Origin of the sequence: Halomonas sp. EF61 (assembly GCF_040147045.1) — a bacterium.
Taxonomy (GTDB): Bacteria; Pseudomonadota; Gammaproteobacteria; order Pseudomonadales; family Halomonadaceae; genus Halomonas; species Halomonas litopenaei.
Map to the genome: position 1 here is coordinate 16,942 of NZ_JAMSHM010000002.1, position 16,508 is coordinate 33,449.

At 63.2% G+C, this 16,508-nt stretch carries 9 protein-coding genes; 4 read left to right on the top strand and 5 right to left on the bottom strand.

All coding sequences use genetic code 11. From position 1 onward, the window contains the following. Window positions 1–32: 32 nt before the first annotated feature. The 3 genes from NFI08_RS09130 to NFI08_RS09140 are packed head-to-tail and all read left to right on the top strand — an operon-like array spanning window position 33 to window position 5,022. Entirely contained in the window at window positions 33–2,774 is a 2,742-nt protein-coding gene (locus NFI08_RS09130; RefSeq protein WP_108447703.1) for a type VI secretion system Vgr family protein, read from the top strand. Then, the gene (locus NFI08_RS09135) at window positions 2,771–3,796 is read left to right on the top strand and encodes a hypothetical protein (RefSeq protein WP_286985129.1); all 1,026 of its coding nucleotides are present in this window, start codon (window positions 2,771–2,773) and stop codon (window positions 3,794–3,796) included. The genes NFI08_RS09130 and NFI08_RS09135 overlap by 4 nt, the downstream gene beginning before the upstream one ends. Continuing rightward, a complete protein-coding gene (locus NFI08_RS09140; RefSeq protein WP_162816354.1) occupies window positions 3,787–5,022 on the top strand; it encodes a hypothetical protein in 1,236 nt (411 codons plus the stop codon). The genes NFI08_RS09135 and NFI08_RS09140 overlap by 10 nt, the downstream gene beginning before the upstream one ends. A 198-nt stretch (window positions 5,023–5,220) precedes the next feature. On the opposite strand, the gene ppc is transcribed toward NFI08_RS09140, so the two are convergent. From ppc to cysM, 5 genes are all read right to left on the bottom strand, one after another. Then, window positions 5,221–7,869, bottom strand: coding sequence for a phosphoenolpyruvate carboxylase (gene ppc, locus NFI08_RS09145; protein ID WP_045993191.1), 2,649 nt, complete (start codon window positions 7,867–7,869; stop codon window positions 5,221–5,223). An 80-nt stretch (window positions 7,870–7,949) separates the two neighbouring features. Then, a complete protein-coding gene (mazG, locus tag NFI08_RS09150; protein WP_108447700.1) occupies window positions 7,950–8,840 on the bottom strand; it encodes a nucleoside triphosphate pyrophosphohydrolase in 891 nt (296 codons plus the stop codon). Then, window positions 8,837–11,095, bottom strand: coding sequence for a GTP diphosphokinase (relA, locus tag NFI08_RS09155; RefSeq protein WP_349588862.1), 2,259 nt, complete (start codon window positions 11,093–11,095; stop codon window positions 8,837–8,839). The genes mazG and relA overlap by 4 nt, the downstream gene beginning before the upstream one ends. Then, complete coding sequence (locus NFI08_RS09160) at window positions 11,088–12,542, bottom strand: TRAM domain-containing protein (RefSeq protein WP_349588865.1); 1,455 nt, start codon at window positions 12,540–12,542, stop codon at window positions 11,088–11,090. The genes relA and NFI08_RS09160 overlap by 8 nt, the downstream gene beginning before the upstream one ends. A gap of 1 nt (window position 12,543) precedes the next feature. After that, entirely contained in the window at window positions 12,544–13,440 is an 897-nt protein-coding gene (gene cysM, locus NFI08_RS09165; RefSeq protein WP_349588868.1) for a cysteine synthase CysM, read from the bottom strand. Window positions 13,441–13,589: 149 nt separating this feature from the next. Here cysM and NFI08_RS09170 point away from each other — a divergent pair, with 149 nt between their 5' ends. Next, window positions 13,590–16,508 (top strand): ATP-binding protein, encoded by a 2,919-nt coding sequence (locus tag NFI08_RS09170; RefSeq protein ID WP_349588871.1) that lies wholly within the window; start codon window positions 13,590–13,592, stop codon window positions 16,506–16,508.

The window sequence follows — 16,508 nt, forward strand, 5'->3', positions numbered from 1 at the left end:
TCACGCGGATGATTGGCAAGGAGCCCCCCACTATGAGCGACGAACCGTACTGTTCTTCACCACCCCCAATCGATCAATTCGTCGTGGAAACCACCCAAAATGGCCGCCTGCTACGATTTACCAGTCCTCTGGGCGCCAACCGCTTGCTTGCCCACCGCCTGCATGGAAAAGAACGGCTCGGCCGCATCCCTTACTGGACTCTGGACCTGATCAGCTACGATGCTGGCATCGATGAACGCAAGTTGATCGGCCATCCGGTCAGCCTTGCCATCCGCCTTGAAGACGGCAACCAAGCGTACCGACACGGTCTTGTCCAATCACTGAGCTATCTCGGTGCCGATGGAGGTCTACATGACTGGCAGCTAGTGTTTGCACCATGGATTGCACTGCTGAACTACCGCGAAGACTGCCGCATCTGGATGGACACCACCATCATTGATGTACTTGCCAACATCTTCGAGGGATACCCAGAAGCACACGGATGCTATCGCTTCGACCTACGCCACGACTACACCACCCACACCTATCTCGCCCAAGTCAATGAAAGCGACCTTAACTTCGTCCAGCGTTGGTGCGAACATGAGGGCATTTTCTGGTACGTCGTTCACGACAGCGAGGACCACACCATTGTCTTCACCGATGACGTGAGGACACTGCCAGAATCATCCCAATCTACGATACGTTTTCACACCCAGTCTTCCACTCAGACAGAGGACAGTATCGTCCAGTGGTGCCAGCAACATCGGCTACACTCAAGTCAGACCCACTTCGTCAGCCGCAACTATCGCTACCATCAGCATCCACTTGAGCACATCGAGCCGGCCTTGCCAGGCAGTACCACTCTATCTGCTCTTGAGCGGTACTCCTATCAAGGGCAATACGCCTGGAACCATCCCCAGTACGCCTCTCGGTTACTGCGCACGCGTATGGAGCAACAGGAAGCTGAAAGCCACAGGGCCGTGGCTATAGGTGGCATCCGCCGATTGGCCGCCGGCCAGCGCTTCACCCTGAGCGACCACCCCGTACTCGATTCCCGGCAACCCGAAGATCGACAGTTCAGCGTTATCGACGTCGAGCTGTTCGCAGAAAGTAACCTCCCCATCGCCTATGAAAGGCGCGATGCCCCAGGCGGCCTTGGTAGCTTGATGGAGGAAGCTCGCCAGCAACTACCAGGTGACGGTGACGATAGCGAAGCGCATCATCGACGTGCCTTGAGCCATGGCTTCTTCCTGAGTAGGCTCGAGTGCCAGCGCCAGGACGTTGCCTTCCGAAGCCCTCCTGATCACAGGCGACCCGACATCGGCTTGCAGACCGCCGTAGTGGTAAACCCTCCCGGACATGAGGTCTACACCGACCGTCTAAACCGCATCCATGTTCGATTTCACTGGGACCGTTTAAGCCCTGATGACGCCCTCTGTTCCTGTTGGCTTCGAGTCATGCACGCCAGCAGCGGCAACGGCTGGGGTTCTGTCAATATTCCCCGCGCAGGCGAGGAAGTCCTGGTCGGCTTCATGGACCAGCATCTCGACCGTCCAGTGGTCCTGGGACAACTCTACGGCGGCCACCAGCCTCGTTGGCATTCAACTGGAATCATGAGCGGGATTAGAACCAAGGAAATCCGTGGAAGTGGCTACAACCAAATGGTGATGGACGATGCAACGGGGCAGTTGCGTACCCAACTCGCCAGTAGCGAGTCCGACACCCAACTCAACCTGGGATACCTGATAGACCACCAGCAAAACACCCGGGGCCTTCGTCGAGGTACCGGCTTTGAACTTCGCACCGATGCCTATGGTGCTATTCGTGCTCGGCACGGACTCTACCTCTCCAGCTGGGGGCAACCCGCAGCCCAAGGTGCACAGCTCGACGCCGAACACGCCTGGGAGCAGCTGAAGAACGCCCACGAGCTCAACAAGACCCTGTCAGACGTTGCCAAACATCACGACGCCGAGGCTCTAGCCGGCACCGACGCTCTTGAAGACTTCCATCGCAACGCAGATTTCCGCTATGGCGAAGGTGAAGCTACTGAAGGCAACACCAGCCATGATCACCGTGGTGCAGGCGATACCCAGCAAGCCATTCGTAGTGGTGGTCGCGGGAAAACTCCCGGATTCAACGATGCCCTTGTCCTGATCAGTGCCCCGGATGGTATCGCTACTACCACGCCGGCCAGCACACATCTCCATAGCGCTCAACAGATGACGATCTCTACGGGTGAGGATGTCAATATCGCCACTGGAAAGAGCCTGCTGGCCAGCATCGCGGACAAGCTTTCACTATTTGTTCATCGTGCAGGCATCAAGCTGATCGCCGCCGGCGGTCGCGTGGATATCCAGGCACAGCAGGACGAGATGGAGCTTCAAGCCAAGCACGCCTTGCGACTCTCCTCCACCGACGATGCCATCATTGTAGCCGGCAAGAAACACATCCTGCTGACCAGCGGTGACGCCTATATCCGACTTGCCGACGGTAATATCGAGATCCATGCGCCACAACGTATCGACATCAAGGGTGCCAACAAGACGTTCAGTGGCCCTACCGGACTCGCCCACACGTTCAAGGACTTTCCCGAAGGTACGGGCAGTTACGAAAAACGCTTCACCCTACACTGGCAAGACACTGACATCGCCGCCAGCAACATGCGCTACCGCATTACCAAGGCCGATGGATCCGTGATGGAGGGTATTTCCGATGAGGCAGGAAACACCAGTATTCTGGATTCACAAGTCCCCGAAAGCGCCTCCATCGAAATACTGGGAAAAAATCGGCCATGAGCGACCATGACACTCTCCGCGTTACCGGCAGCGCAAATACGATGTTGACCACCAATGGCTCCCGACGCCCAACCAGGGTCGCGACCACCCTCTGTGATAAACAGGTCCCCCGCGCCAGCGACAGCATTTATGGCCAATGCAACTATTATTACGAACCGCTAATGTTTGGCCAACTTCGCTACCTTCGTCAGAATGGCCCGCAGGATGCTCCACCGATTTCCTTCCCACAGGAAGATGGTGTCGACAAGACCGGCGTAAGACTCGATGAGTTCCTTGAAACTTTAATTCTCGTCGATGACGTCTACTATGCACTGCGTGATGTCGTGTTTGGGCCGTCCACCGACAACTCTGAAAATGTACTGAGCAGGAGCTTGAAAGACAGGATCATCGTGGAGAGGGTGCTAAAGCACCATGACGAACTACTCGATCCCGAGTGTATCGTGGGGTGGTCACGCTACGGCAATTTCTGGGCACGTCACGTGGGGTGTGGGCACCTTCCCCCCGACTACTATACCCACTACGGCTACTACTACTGTAGTCGATACGCTGCCTACCTGCTGCCACGATTGAGTCCTAAAGGTAAGCAGTGGATGGCGCAGGCCAGATCCAACTTGCAAGTCTACCTGGATGAAGCCATTCAGAAGAACATGATTCCCGGCTCAACAGATATCATCATTTCTCAAAATAACGATGATATTACCATTGGAATTATGGCCTATGAGCTAGAGTTGGAAAGTGAAATATTTCGTGATGTAGCGTTTGCCACCCATGTTGACGCTTATATCGACGCCGGCCTTGCCGATCTCCCCCTGAGTGATCTGATGAAGATCGGTACCATGCCGAATGTTGAGGAGTTTCTGGATCCCAACACATGGGATCAGGTCATCAAGGTCAGTGAAGAAGTACTTCCAGAGCTGATAGAGAGAGGCGGAGAGAATCTCTCCACGACATGGGATCGCGCCAGGGAAAGCGCCAACGAGCTGATGGACAAAGCGATCGAGAGACTGACATCATGGTACTGAAAAAAACAAAAAATAAAGTCGCTGCGGCTATCTTGGGACTCACCGTTGTATATTGGGTTGGAGACAGTATGAACCTTTTTGATCCATGGGAAGAATTCGACATCCCGCAGCTACCCACGCAGTATATGAAAAGGGCCGAGAGAAAAACCTATAACACAACAGAAAGAATGATCCTGCCCGATGCCACCTTATTCTTCGGTAGAAAAACTGACAAATATACGGGTCCTATCAATCTCGACCAACCGGCAAGAGCTTTCACGCTTAACACCGTCGAGAATAGCTTTAACTTTCTTCCCAATCAACGGGACGACCTACAGTACGCCTTTACAGCAAGATCCCGCTTGATCGACAACATGGTCTATTCCGTCGTCATCGGTAGCAATCCAGCAGACCATCTGGATAAGGATTTCCAGCTATACAATATTCAGGTACCTAGCGGCCGCTTCGAGCCACGGTCCATGCCGGCGCTATCCGATGATGCCGATCCCATTTATCACTATGAACCACTGTTTATTGATCAACGTCACGGCTATCTTCTGCCAGACCAGAGAAGCATCTTCTTCGAGACATACGATGGTGGGCATACCTGGACAGAACGCCACCTGCCCACAGGCTACACGCGGCTCGATCATTTCAATCGATATATACTAAAGAGCTTTATTCATCAGCCTACCACCAACGATATCTTCCTCAGCGGCTACTTCCCCGCGGTGGGCGAAAAACCGGGATACAGTCCGATATATCGACTGTCGGCGGACAACACCGGTACTCAGGGCTGGCGGGAAGTTGCCCGCCTGGAAGGCTACGCCATTCGCAGCTTGCGCTTTCTGGACAACGGCGACCTGCTGATCCTGGCCTTCGAAGGGGAGCGGCCAGAGCGAGGCAGCGACTCACGCTCCGCTCAGGTACTACGCTGGGATGGTGAGGACTTCGAGCATCTCCACGATTTTGGTGTCTTTACCTTGTTTAGACCTCAACCCAATACCAATCTTGGCCAGGAATATTTCGTTACCGGGCCGGGCGGCCTCATCGTCATCAATGGTAGAAGCTTCAAGAACGAACGTGGAGATTTACCCGTCTACAACGTTTCCTACGTCAGCCACGATTATGGTCGTAGCTGGGAACGGCTGAACAATGGAACCGCCACCGGGCCTGTCTGGTTTGATGGGACTAGCGGTTATCTGTATCGGGACCTTCCTTTTTCGACATCGAGAAGGCGCCCATGACGGGGCACGGACCACACCTGGGAAGGCTTGTGAAAAGACGGCCTCGTACTGCACGCCTGTTGCACGCCTGATGCATGCCTATGCAGACGCCCACACAAGTTCCCCACCGAGGTACCCGGTATGTGCGGGCCACCCAAGACGCCAGCGCCCGGCCATCTGGCCGGGCGCTGGGTGTTCAGGGTATCGCTCGCGGTGGCGTCAGCCGGTGTTGCGAAGGCCAGCGGCGATCCCCGCCATGGTCACCATCAGGGCGCGGGACAGGTCCGCGCTGATGGCGCCGTCGGCGTCGCGGTTACGCTGCAGCAGCTCGGCCTGCAAGCCATGCAGCGGATCGATGTAGGGGTTTCGCACCTCGATGGCCTGGCGAATCAGCGGCGTCTTCTCGAGCAGCTCCTGCTGATCGAGGATCTTCAGAAGCTCCTCGTTGAGCTTGCCGAAACGCTCGCGCAGGCGGTTGCCCAGGGCCTCCAGGCTCGGCTCGTCCACCAGGCGATGCTCATAGTAGGCGGCCAGCTCCACGTCGGCCTTGGCCAGCAGCATCTCGAGCATGTCCAGGTAGGTGCCGAAGAACGGCCACTGCTCGCGCATCTCCTGCAGCACCTCGAGTCCGCCGGGCTCGGCCAGGCGGGTGGCGAAGGCCTCGCCGGTGCCGAGCCAGGCCGGCAGCATCAGGCGGATCTGGGTCCAGGCGAAGATCCAGGGGATCGCGCGCAGGGTCTCGACGCCACCGTCCTGACGCCGCTTGGTCGGCCGTGAGCCCAGCGGCAGGCGACCGAGCGCCCCTTCCGGTGTGACGGCACGGAAGTACGGCACGAAATCGGGGTCCTGGCGCACCACACCGACGTAGGCACCGTGGGCGATCTCGGCCAGGCGGTCCATCTCGTCGCGCCAGGCCGGCTTGGGCTTGGGCGGCGGCAGCAGCGACGCCTCCAGTACCGCGCAGGCGTAGATCTCCATGGAGCGCAGGGCGATATCGGGCTGGCCGAACTTGAAGCGGATCATCTCGCCCTGCTCGGTCACCCTGAGGCTGCCGTTCACCGAGCCTGGGGGCTGGGACAGGATGGCGGCGTGGGACGGACCGCCGCCACGGCCCACGGTGCCACCGCGGCCGTGGAACAGGGTCAGGTCGACACCGTGGCTTTCGCAGACATCGACCAGCGCCTCCTGGGCGCGGTACTGGGCCCAGGCCGCCGCCAGCTGGCCGGCGTCCTTGGCCGAATCGGAGTAACCGATCATCACCTCCTGGCTATCACCGGCGAACTGGCGGTAGCCGGGCAGCGCCAGCAGCCGATCGATGACGTCGCCGGCGCGATTGAGGTCGTCCAGGGTCTCGAACAGCGGTGCGATGGGCATGCCGACACGGCCCCCCACCTCTTTCATCAACAGCGCCACGGTGAGCACGTCCGAGGGCTGCGCGGCCATGGAGATGATGTAGGTGCCCAGCGCCTCGCCGTGCTCGGCGGCGACCACCTGGAAGGTGTCCAGGGTCTCACGGGTCTCGGCGGAGCACTCCCAACGCCGCGGGATCAGCGGCCGGGTCGACTCGAGCTCCGCCAGCAGGAAGGCCTGACGCTGCTCCTCGCTCCATTCGCGGTAGTTGCCCAGGCCCAGGTCGTGGGTCAGTTCTTCCATCACCAAGGCGTGGCGGCTGGCCTCCTGGCGCAGGTCGAGCTTGGTCAGGGTGACGCCGAATACCGCCACACGGCGCAGGGTATCGAGCAGCACACCGTTGGCGATGGTGTCCAGGCCGACGTCGCACAGCGAACGGTAGCAGGCCAGCAGCGGCGCATAGAGCTGGTCCCGGGTCTCGATGATCGGCCCGCCGTCATAGCTCTTGCCGTCGAGTTCGGCCTTGGCCCAGTCGCGGGTGGCCTCGACCTTCGCCACCAGACGCTTGAGCAGCTCGCGATAGGGCTCGGCGACGTTGCCGACCTCGGCACGCAGGGCACTGTTGGTGCTCCACATGGACAATTCGATCTTGAGCTGCTCGAGATCACGCAGGTACAGGTCCGCCGCCATCCAGCGGCCCAGCAGCAGCACCTCCCGGGTGACCCGGGCAGTGACGTTGGGGTTGCCGTCGCGATCGCCGCCCATCCAGGAAGCGAAACGCAGCGGCGCGGCGTCCAGCGGCAGACGCTCGCCGGCGCTTTCCAGCAGCAGGTTATCCAGGTCCCGGTGGAAGTCCGGCACCGCCTGCCACAGCGAATTCTCGATCACCGCAAAGCCCCACTTGGCCTCGTCCACCGGGGTCGGCCGGTCGTGTCGGATCTCGTCGGTGTGCCAGGCCTGACTGATCAGCTCCTCGAGCCGCCCCTTGGCCCGGGCCGCACGCTCGGGGTACTCGCTGGAGGACTCGATGGCGCTGAGGCAGTCATCGATGGCGTCGTACTTCTGGATCAGGGTGCGCCGGATGACCTCGGTGGGATGGGCGGTCAGCACCAGCTCGACGCGCATGTTGGCCAGCGTCTCGACCAGGGTGCGCGACGAGTGGCCCTCGCGCCGGGCGCGCTCGAGCAGCTCACCGAGCACCGGCTGCATCCCCGGCTTGTAGTCCTCGACCCGACGAAAGCGGGCACGGTAGTGCTGCTCGGCGATGTTGGCCAGGTTGAGGAACTGGTTGAACGCCCGGGTCACCGGCAGCAGGTCCTTCTCCGGCAGCCGGCGCAGGTACTCGATCAGCTCCTGCTGGCCGGCCTCTTCGCCCTGGCGGCCCCGCTTGGCCAGTCCGCGAATCGTCTCGATGCGTGACACGAACTCGGGTCCGAGATCATCGGCGATGGTGCGTCCCAGGCTGTCGCCGAGGATGCGGACGTTATCGCGCAAGGATTCGTGCAGATCGTGGCTCATGGGGTCTCCTTGGGTGTGGTGTCCAGCGGGTCCCGAGCGTGCGGCCCCGCCTTGTTATCGATAGGGTCTGGCCGGCCTCGTCAGTCCATGGTCGGATCGAACGGATCGGACGGCTCGGCGCGTTCGGCACGCTTGGCCTGCTGCCAGTGCTCTTCCATGCGCTCCAGCGAGGCCCGGCCGAGTGGCGTGCCCTGGGCATCCAGGGACCGCTCCATATGGCGAAAGCGGCTCTCGAAGCGCTGATTGGTGCCTCTCAGGCAGGCTTCCGGGTCGACGCCCAGGGTGCGCGCCAGATTGACGGTGGCGAACAGCAGGTCGCCCACCTCGGTGGCGGCGTGGTCGCGATCCCCGGCCGAGAGCGCCTCGCGAATCTCACCCAGCTCCTCTTCGAGCTTGTCGAGCACCCCGTCGGTGTCCGGCCAGTCGAAGCCCACCCGGGCCGCGCGCTTGGACAGCTTGGCGGCGCGACTAAGCGCCGGCAGGGTCCGCGGCACGTCATCCAGCGCCGAGACAGAAACCACCGCTTCGGCCTCGCCCTGCTGCGGGCCGCTGCGCCCTTCCCGTTCCTCGGCCTTGAGCGCCTCCCAGCGGGAGTGGACCTGGCGGGTCTCGACCTCGGCGGCACTGACGCCCTGGCGGCGGGATTCAAGGGTGCCTTCGGGAAACACGTGGGGATGGCGACGCAGCATCTTGTCGGTCAGCGTGTGCACCACGTCATGGAAATCGAAACGCCCTTCCTCGCTGCCGAACTGGCTGTAGTAGACCACCTGGAACAACAAGTCGCCGAGCTCCCCCGGCAGCTCGTCGAAGGCGCGTCGCTCGATGGCGTCGGCGACCTCGTAGGCTTCCTCGAGGGTGTGGGGGACGATAGTGTCCCAGTGCTGCTTGACGTCCCAGGGGCAGCCCTGCTGGGGGTCCCGCAGCACCGACATCAGGGTCAGCAGGTCATCGATGGAATAGCGCCGGCTCATGTGCGACGCCCTCCCTGACCGCGCTTGCGCTTGACCTCGATGATATTGGGCAGCTGCTGGATGCGGGAGAACAGCCGGCCCAGGGTCTCCAGGCCGTCCACCTCGGCGGTGATCGAGATGCGCGCGATGCCGTCGTCGGTGTTGGTCAGGGTGTTGACCGAGAGCACGTTGACCTTGTCCTGGCCGAGCACGGCGGTGACGTCGCGCAGCAGACCGGAGCGGTCCCAGGCCTGGATCTCGATATCCACCGGGTACTGGCTGCTGGAGCGCGCGCCCCACTCCACCTCGATCACCCGCTGGGGCTCGTCGACCCTGAGCTGCAGGATGTTGGGGCAGTCCTGGCGATGGATCGACACGCCACGGCCCTGGGTGATGAAGCCGACGATCGGCTCGCCGGGGACCGGATGACAGCAGTTGGCCATGTTGGTCTTGAGGTTGCCGACGCCCAGCACGGTAATCTCGCCGTCCGGGGTCTTGGCCGGCTTCTGACGCGGCTTGGCCAGCAGCCGGTCGAGGTGCTCCTGCTCGTCGCTGTCGCCGAACAGCTGCTGGGCCTGGTGCAGCACCTGACCGATACGCAGGTCGCCGGCACCAAGCGCGGCGTACATGTCGTCGGCATTGGCGTAGTTGACCTTCTGGGCCAGGGTGGCGAGGTCCATGTCGTGGACGTCGAGACGCTTCATCTCGCGCTCGAACAGCGCCTTGCCCTCTTCCAGGTTCTGGTCACGCGCCTGGTGCTTGAACCAGGACTGGATCTTGGCCCTGGCCCGGGAGGTGCGCACGAAGCCCAGGTTGGGGTTGAGCCAGTCACGGCTCGGGGCGCTCTTGTTGGCGGTGAGGATCTCGACCTGCTGACCGGTCTTGAGCTTGTAGGTCAGCGGCACGATGCGACCATTGACCTTGGCGCCGCGACAGCGGTGGCCCACCTCGGTGTGCACGCGGTAGGCGAAGTCGATGGGGGTGGCGACCCTGGGCAGGTCGATGACGTGACCGTCCGGGGTGAACACATAGATGCGATCCGGCGCCACGTCGCTGGTCAGGCCCTCGCGCAGGTCGCCGAATTCGCCGATCTCCTCGTGCCACTCGAGCACCTGACGCAGCCAGGCGATCTTTTCCTCGTAGCTGTCGCTGCGGGCATTGGTATCGTGGCCCTTGTAGCGCCAGTGGGCGCAGACCCCGAGTTCGGCCTCTTCATGCATGGCGAAGGTGCGGATCTGGATTTCCAGCACCTTGTTCTCGGGGCCGATGACCGCCGTATGCAGGGACTGGTAGCTATTCTTCTTGGGGTTGGCGATGTAGTCGTCGAACTCATCGGGCACGGTGTGCCAGCGCGAGTGAACGATGCCGAGCATGGTGTAGCAGTCCTGCACCGTGGGCACCAGGATGCGCACCGCGCGTACGTCGTGGACCTGGGAGAAGTCGATGCGCTTGCGCTTCATCTTTCGCCAGATGGAGAAGATGTGCTTGGCCCGACCGTCCACCTGGAATTGGTGGATGCCCTGGGCCGACATCAGCGACTTCAGGGTCTCCACCACCTCCTGGATGTAGCGATCGCGATCCAGGCGCTTCTCGGCCAACTGCCGGGCGACGGTCTTGTAGTCGTCCTCGTGGAGGTAGCGGAAGGACAGGTCCTCGAGCTCCCACTTGAGGTGGCCGATGCCCAGGCGGTGGGCCAGCGGGGCATAGATGTCGAACACTTCGCGGGCGACCCGCACCTGCTTCTCGCGCGGGGCATCACGCACCTGGCGCAGGGCGCAGGTGCGCTCGGCGATCTTGATCAACGCCACCCTGACGTCGTCGATCATGTTGACCAGCATCTTGCGCAGGTTGTCCTGCTGATCCTGCTGCTGCAGGCCGGCGGTGGTGGCCTGGGTATTGCTGATCGCGGCCATCTGCAGCACGCCTTCGATCAGGCTCGCCACCTCGCGGCCGAAACGCTTGGCCACCTGCTCGGGCTTGATCAGGTTCTCACGCACCGCGCGATACAGCACGGCGGCTTCGATGGCGGTCTGATCCAGGCGCAGCTCACCGAGGATATCGGCCATCTCGAGGCCCATGCGAAAGCTCGAGCCGTCCTTCAACCAGGACTTGTGGGGCCGCTCGGAGGCCTGCTCCAGCGACTGCGCCAGCTGGCAGGCCTCGACCAGTTCATCGGCGTCGGCCAGCTTGACGTCGTCCTGCAGCCGCGCGACCCACTGATCGATATCGACCCGACCATCCGCGGTCAACGGCTGGTCTTCCCGCACTTTAACCATCTTTCCTGACTCCTTGGCGTGGCGACGGCCCCTGGCGTTCGAACAGTACCATCGACTCGAGGTGCGAGGTGTGCACGAACATGTCCGCCATGGCGACCCGTTGCAGACGATAACCTCCCTGCAACAAGTGTGCCGCATCGCGAGAAAGCGTGGCGGGATCACAGGCAATATACAAGACCCGGGACACCGTACTTTTGGCCAGTGCCCGGCACAGCGCCTCGGCCCCTTCCCTTGGTGGGTCCAGTACCACCACCTCGGCATCATGGGTACGCAACAGCCTCGCCACCTGCCCTTCGTCATGCAGGTTGCCCTGGAGGGCAGCGACGTCCAGATCCGCGCCCGCGGCATTGTCGGCCAGGCGTGCGGTCATCTCCGGCGAGCCTTCCACCGCGCTAACCGCGTAGCCCGACGCCGCCAGCGGCAGGCTGAAATTGCCGATCCCGGCAAACAGATCCAGCAGGGGTTCATCGACCCGGCGAGGTGTCCCCAGCCAATCCAGCGCGGTCTCGATCATGCGCTGGTTGACCTGGGCGTTGGCCTGCAGGAAGTCGCTCGGTCCGACGCCGAGGCTGAGCGGGCCACGCGCCGACGGGACCGTCACCTGGAGTCCTCGGGGCGGGGTCACCAGCCACTCGAAGCGCACCTGTTCACGGCCTGCCAGCACGCCGACGGCGATGCCTCGCTCATCGGCCCATTCACGCCAGCGTGCCAGGTCCGCGGGTTGCTCGCGCAGTTGGCGGATCACCAGGGTCACCTGGCCGTCGCTGGCCAGCAGTTCCAGATGGCCGACCTGGCGTGGCGCCTCGAGGCTCGCCAGCTGCTGGTGCAACGGTGCCAGCAGCGACGACAGCTCCGGCACCAGAACGGTGCAGCTCTCCACCGATACCAGCCGGTGACTGCGCCTGGCGCGAAAGCCCAGATGGATGCCGCCGTCGGCATCGACCCTGACGCCCAGCCGAGCGCGGCGGCGATAGGCGACGTCATCACTGGCCAGCACCTCGATGCGCTCGAGGTCGACCTCGACGCCCTGACGGGCCAGCAGCTCCGACAGTACGACGGCCTTGTGACGACGCTGGGCGTCGAGTTCCAGATGCTGCAGATCACAGCCGCCGCAACGCTCGATGTAGGGACAGGGCGGCGTCACCCGGGTCGGCGCGGCCTCGATCAGCTCACGCAGGTGGGCCTCGTCGTAGCGCTTGCGGGTGCGATGCACCGCCACCCTGACCCGCTCGCCGGGCAAGGCCCCCTCGACAAACAGGGTCTTGCCGGCGGGCGAACGGGCAATCCCGCGGCCATCGTGGGACAGCCCCTGAATCTCGAGCTCGTCGGGCAGCTCATCGGACGTGTCGGTCTGGTAGGCCCGGCGAGTGTCCGACGGGCGCTTGTGAGCAAGCCCCGAGACACCGGAGCGCTGACGCGGCGGACGGCGTTTTCCCAGTCCAGCCACCTCAGGACTCCGGCGCCAGCAGACCGGTGGAGAGATAACGATCTCCCCGGTCGCAGACGATGAACACGATCACCGCGTTCTCGACCTCTTCGGCCACCCTGAGCGCCCCGGCCAGGGCGCCCCCCGAGGACACCCCCGCCAGGATTCCTTCTTCCCGGGCCAGTCGGCGCATGTGTTCTTCGGCCTCGTGCTGGCCGATGTCCAGTACCCGATCGACCCGCTGGGGTTCGAAGATCTTCGGCAGGTAGGCCTCGGGCCAGCGACGAATCCCGGCGATGCTGGCGCCGTCCTCGGGCTGCAGGCCGATGATCTCGATGTCGCCGCGCTGCTCCTTCAGGTAACGCGACACCCCCATGATGGTGCCGGTGGTCCCCATGGAGCTGACGAAGTGGGTGATCCGACCGTCGGTCTGCTGCCACAGCTCGGGGCCGGTGGTGCGATAGTGACCCAGCGGGTTGTCGGGATTGGCGAACTGGTCCAGCGACTTGCCCTCGCCGCGGGCGACCATGGTATCGGCCAGGTCCCGGGCCTCTTCCATGCCGCCTTCCTTGCTGACCTCGATCAGCCTGGCACCATAGGCCGCCATGGCCTGCTTGCGCTCGCTGGAGGCGTTCTCCGGCATGATCAGCACCATGCGATAGCCCTTCATCGCCGCGACCATGGCCAGGGCGATGCCGGTATTGCCGGATGTCGCCTCGATCAGGGTGTCGCCGGGAGCGATCTCGCCGCGCTTTTCGGCCTCGTCGAACATCGACAGGGCCGGCCGATCCTTGACCGAGCCCGCCGGATTGTCACCCTCGAGCTTTGCCAGCAGCACGTTGTTGCGCCCGGCGCTGATGCGCTTGAGGCGGACCAGCGGAGTCTTGCCGACCAGCTGGTCGAGGTAGGGGAATTCCATAAGACTTTCCTTGTAACGTCATCTGACGCCATTATATCGACGCCCCTCGCCACTGGACAGGCATGGTCCCATGGGGTGACATGGAGACGTACGAGGCGGCGGTGGCCGCTCTTCGTCCGCGCCTATTCCCGGCCAGGAACGCAGCGCCTATGAGTTTGAGAACACGGTTGATGCTAGCCCTCGTGGGGCTGCCGCTGCTGCTGCTGGGGCTGGCGATCAGCCTCGCCTTGTATCAGGACCATGGCCTGCGCGAGGCCGCCATGGAAGAAAACCTCTCTACCGCCACCCGACTGGTGGCCCCCGAGCTGGGCGAAGCCCTGTCGCTGGACGATATCGCCGGCGTTCAGGCCGCCGCCAATCGCCTGATGGATATCCCCAGCGTCCGTGCCCTGCGCCTGGTGCAGCAGGATCAGGTGGTGCTTGAACTCGGTCGACTGCGGGCCGAAGCGCTGAACGTCGAGGCTCCCGGCCAGGGGCTGTTGACCCAGCACTATCGCCAGTGGGTGTTGACGACGCCGATCACTGCCGTGGACGGCGCCTACCTGATCCTCGATATCGACGCCTCGCTGCTGTTGCTCGCCACCTACAGCGATATCGCCAGGGGCGCCATGATCCTGCTGGTCTGCGGCCTTCTGCTGTTTCTGGTGGCCTTCACCCTGGGCCGCCGACTGACCCAGCCGCTGGATGACATCGCCCACCTGCTCGACCAGCTCGCCGCCGGCCGCCAGCCCCACCACCTGCCGCTGGACCACCCGCTGGAGCTGGCCGAGCTGGGGCGCCGGGTCAACGCCCTGATCGACCACCAGGCGCGGGCGCGCGAAGACCTGCAGCAGCAAATCGAACACGCCACCTCGGAACTTCAGGAGTCCATGGAGACCATCGAGGTGCAGAACATCGAGCTCGACATGGCCCATCGCCAGGCGGTGGAGGCCAACCGGGTCAAGTCGGAGTTTCTGGCCAACATGAGCCATGAGATCCGCACGCCGCTCAACGGCATCATCGGCTTCTGCCGGCTGCTGGGGCGCTCGTCGCTGGACCCGCGTCAGCGCGAGTGGCTCGACCAGGTGCAACGGGCCTGCGACAACCTGATGTCGCTGGTCAACGATGTGCTCGACTTCTCCAAGCTGGAAGCCGGTCGTCTGGTACTGGAACAGGTGCCGGTGGACCTCCAGTCGCTGGTCGACGAGGTGCTGGGGCTGCAGGCGCCACTGGCCCAGCAGAAGGGCCTGCAGCTGCTCAGCCTGATCTATGACGACGTACCGGCGGAAATCACCGGTGATCCGCTGCGACTGCGCCAGATCATCACCAACCTGGTCAACAATGCCATCAAGTTCACCGACCGCGGCGAGATCATCGTGCGGGTCATGGTCGAACAGTCCCGCCACGAGCGCTTCACCCTGCGCATCAGCGTCAGCGATACCGGCATCGGCCTCAGTGACAGCCAGCAGCGACGGCTGTTCCAGGCCTTCCGCCAGGCCACCGCCGGACACAGTCGCCAGTACGGCGGCACCGGCCTGGGGCTGGCCATCTCGCGGCAGCTGATCGAGCAGATGGGCGGCACCATCGGCGTTGACAGCACCCTCGACCACGGCTCCACCTTCCACTTCACCCTGCCCCTGACCAGCACCGCAAGCCAGGTGCGTGCGCCCGAACTGGCGCTCGACCAGGCCTCGATCTTTGTCGAGGAACCCCACGGCCCCACCCGCAGGGCCCTTTTGCATATGCTCGAACAGTGGGACGCCCGGGTTGTGGCGAGCCCTCAGCAGGCTGCGCTGGCACTGGAAGCCATCGCCATCGAGGAGCTCGAAGAGGGCCGCATAGGTGAGCTGCGCGCACGACTCAGGCAGCGCAACTGCCCCACCCTGCTGTTGATCAATGCAGGACTTCCGGATGTGCCCGGACTGGGTCTGCCCGATGGCTCGAGCGTACTGTCCAAACCGTTGGCTCGCCAGACCCTGGCGGAAGCGGTGGAGGGCGCCCTCGCCGGTACTCGCCACAGGCCGAGCCTGCCTGCGCCGACGACCCCGCCGGCGCTACCGTCTCGCCAGTCCCATGTGCCCGACGAGACGTCGACAGCGGCCCCGGCTGCACCGCCCCAGTGGAACAACTCGCCGACCCCGCCGCCTTCGCCGGACACGCAAACCTCTATGGCCAGCCTGCTGATCGTCGATGACAGTGAGACCAACCGCCTGCTGCTGCGAGAACTGGTGGAAGGCCCCGAGCGTCGCGTGACCCTGGCCACCAGTGGGGAAGAAGCCCTGGCGCTGGCCCAGCAGCAGCTCTATGACATGGTACTGATGGATATTCGCATGGGTGGCATGGATGGTGTGGAGACGACCCAGGCGATCCGCCAACTCAGCCCCGCCTGGGCGAAGAGACCGATCATCGCGGTGACCGCCCACGTGCTGGAACACCAGCGCCGAGCGCTTCTGCAAAGCGGCATGGACGATGTGCTGATCAAGCCACTCGACACCGAGTGCCTCGACCGCCTGCTCAGAGAAAGGCTGGGCAGCGGCCTGACGGAGACGACCGCGGCGCCGAACTCACCGGTCACCGACAAGTATCGACAGGACGCCAGTGACGCTGATGACTCGGTCGAGCCGGCCGTCCGAGACCAGGCCCATGGCAAGGCCCTTGGCAAGAACCTTGGCAAGAACCTTGGCAAGGACCAGGGCCAGACCCGTGACAACAGCGATGACCAGGGCAACGACCTGCCCGACATCGACATCGCCCTGGGCACCCGCCTGGCGGGTGGGCGCGAAGCGCTGGCCAGGCAATTGCTGGCGAGCCTGGGGGCATCGCTGGACGAGACCCGTCGAGAGATCGAGGCGGCGCTGGCGGCCGAGGACGAAGAGGCCCTGCTCGATAGCATCCACGCCCTCAACGGTGCCTGCCGCTACTGCGGTGTACCGCGCATGGCGCTGCTGGTGGAAACCCTCGAGACCCGACTTCGCTCACGCGGGATCGACGGCGTTCGTCCGCTGCTGCCCACCCTGGAGCAGGCCATGACCCAGGTCGAGCGCTGGCAGCAGGACAGCGGAGAAACCCCACTGAAGGGACCGGTTTAG

Coding starts and splice junctions, on each gene's coding strand:
- NFI08_RS09140 (WP_162816354.1), top strand. CDS start 3,787: ATGGTACTGAAAAAAACAAAAAATAAAGTCGCTGCGGCTATCTTGGGA.
- NFI08_RS09135 (WP_286985129.1), top strand. CDS start 2,771: ATGAGCGACCATGACACTCTCCGCGTTACCGGCAGCGCAAATACGATG.
- NFI08_RS09130 (WP_108447703.1), top strand. CDS start 33: ATGAGCGACGAACCGTACTGTTCTTCACCACCCCCAATCGATCAATTC.
- mazG (WP_108447700.1), bottom strand. CDS start 8,840: ATGAGCCGGCGCTATTCCATCGATGACCTGCTGACCCTGATGTCGGTG.
- ppc (WP_045993191.1), bottom strand. CDS start 7,869: ATGAGCCACGATCTGCACGAATCCTTGCGCGATAACGTCCGCATCCTC.
- NFI08_RS09170 (WP_349588871.1), top strand. CDS start 13,590: ATGAGTTTGAGAACACGGTTGATGCTAGCCCTCGTGGGGCTGCCGCTG.
- cysM (WP_349588868.1), bottom strand. CDS start 13,440: ATGGAATTCCCCTACCTCGACCAGCTGGTCGGCAAGACTCCGCTGGTC.
- relA (WP_349588862.1), bottom strand. CDS start 11,095: ATGGTTAAAGTGCGGGAAGACCAGCCGTTGACCGCGGATGGTCGGGTC.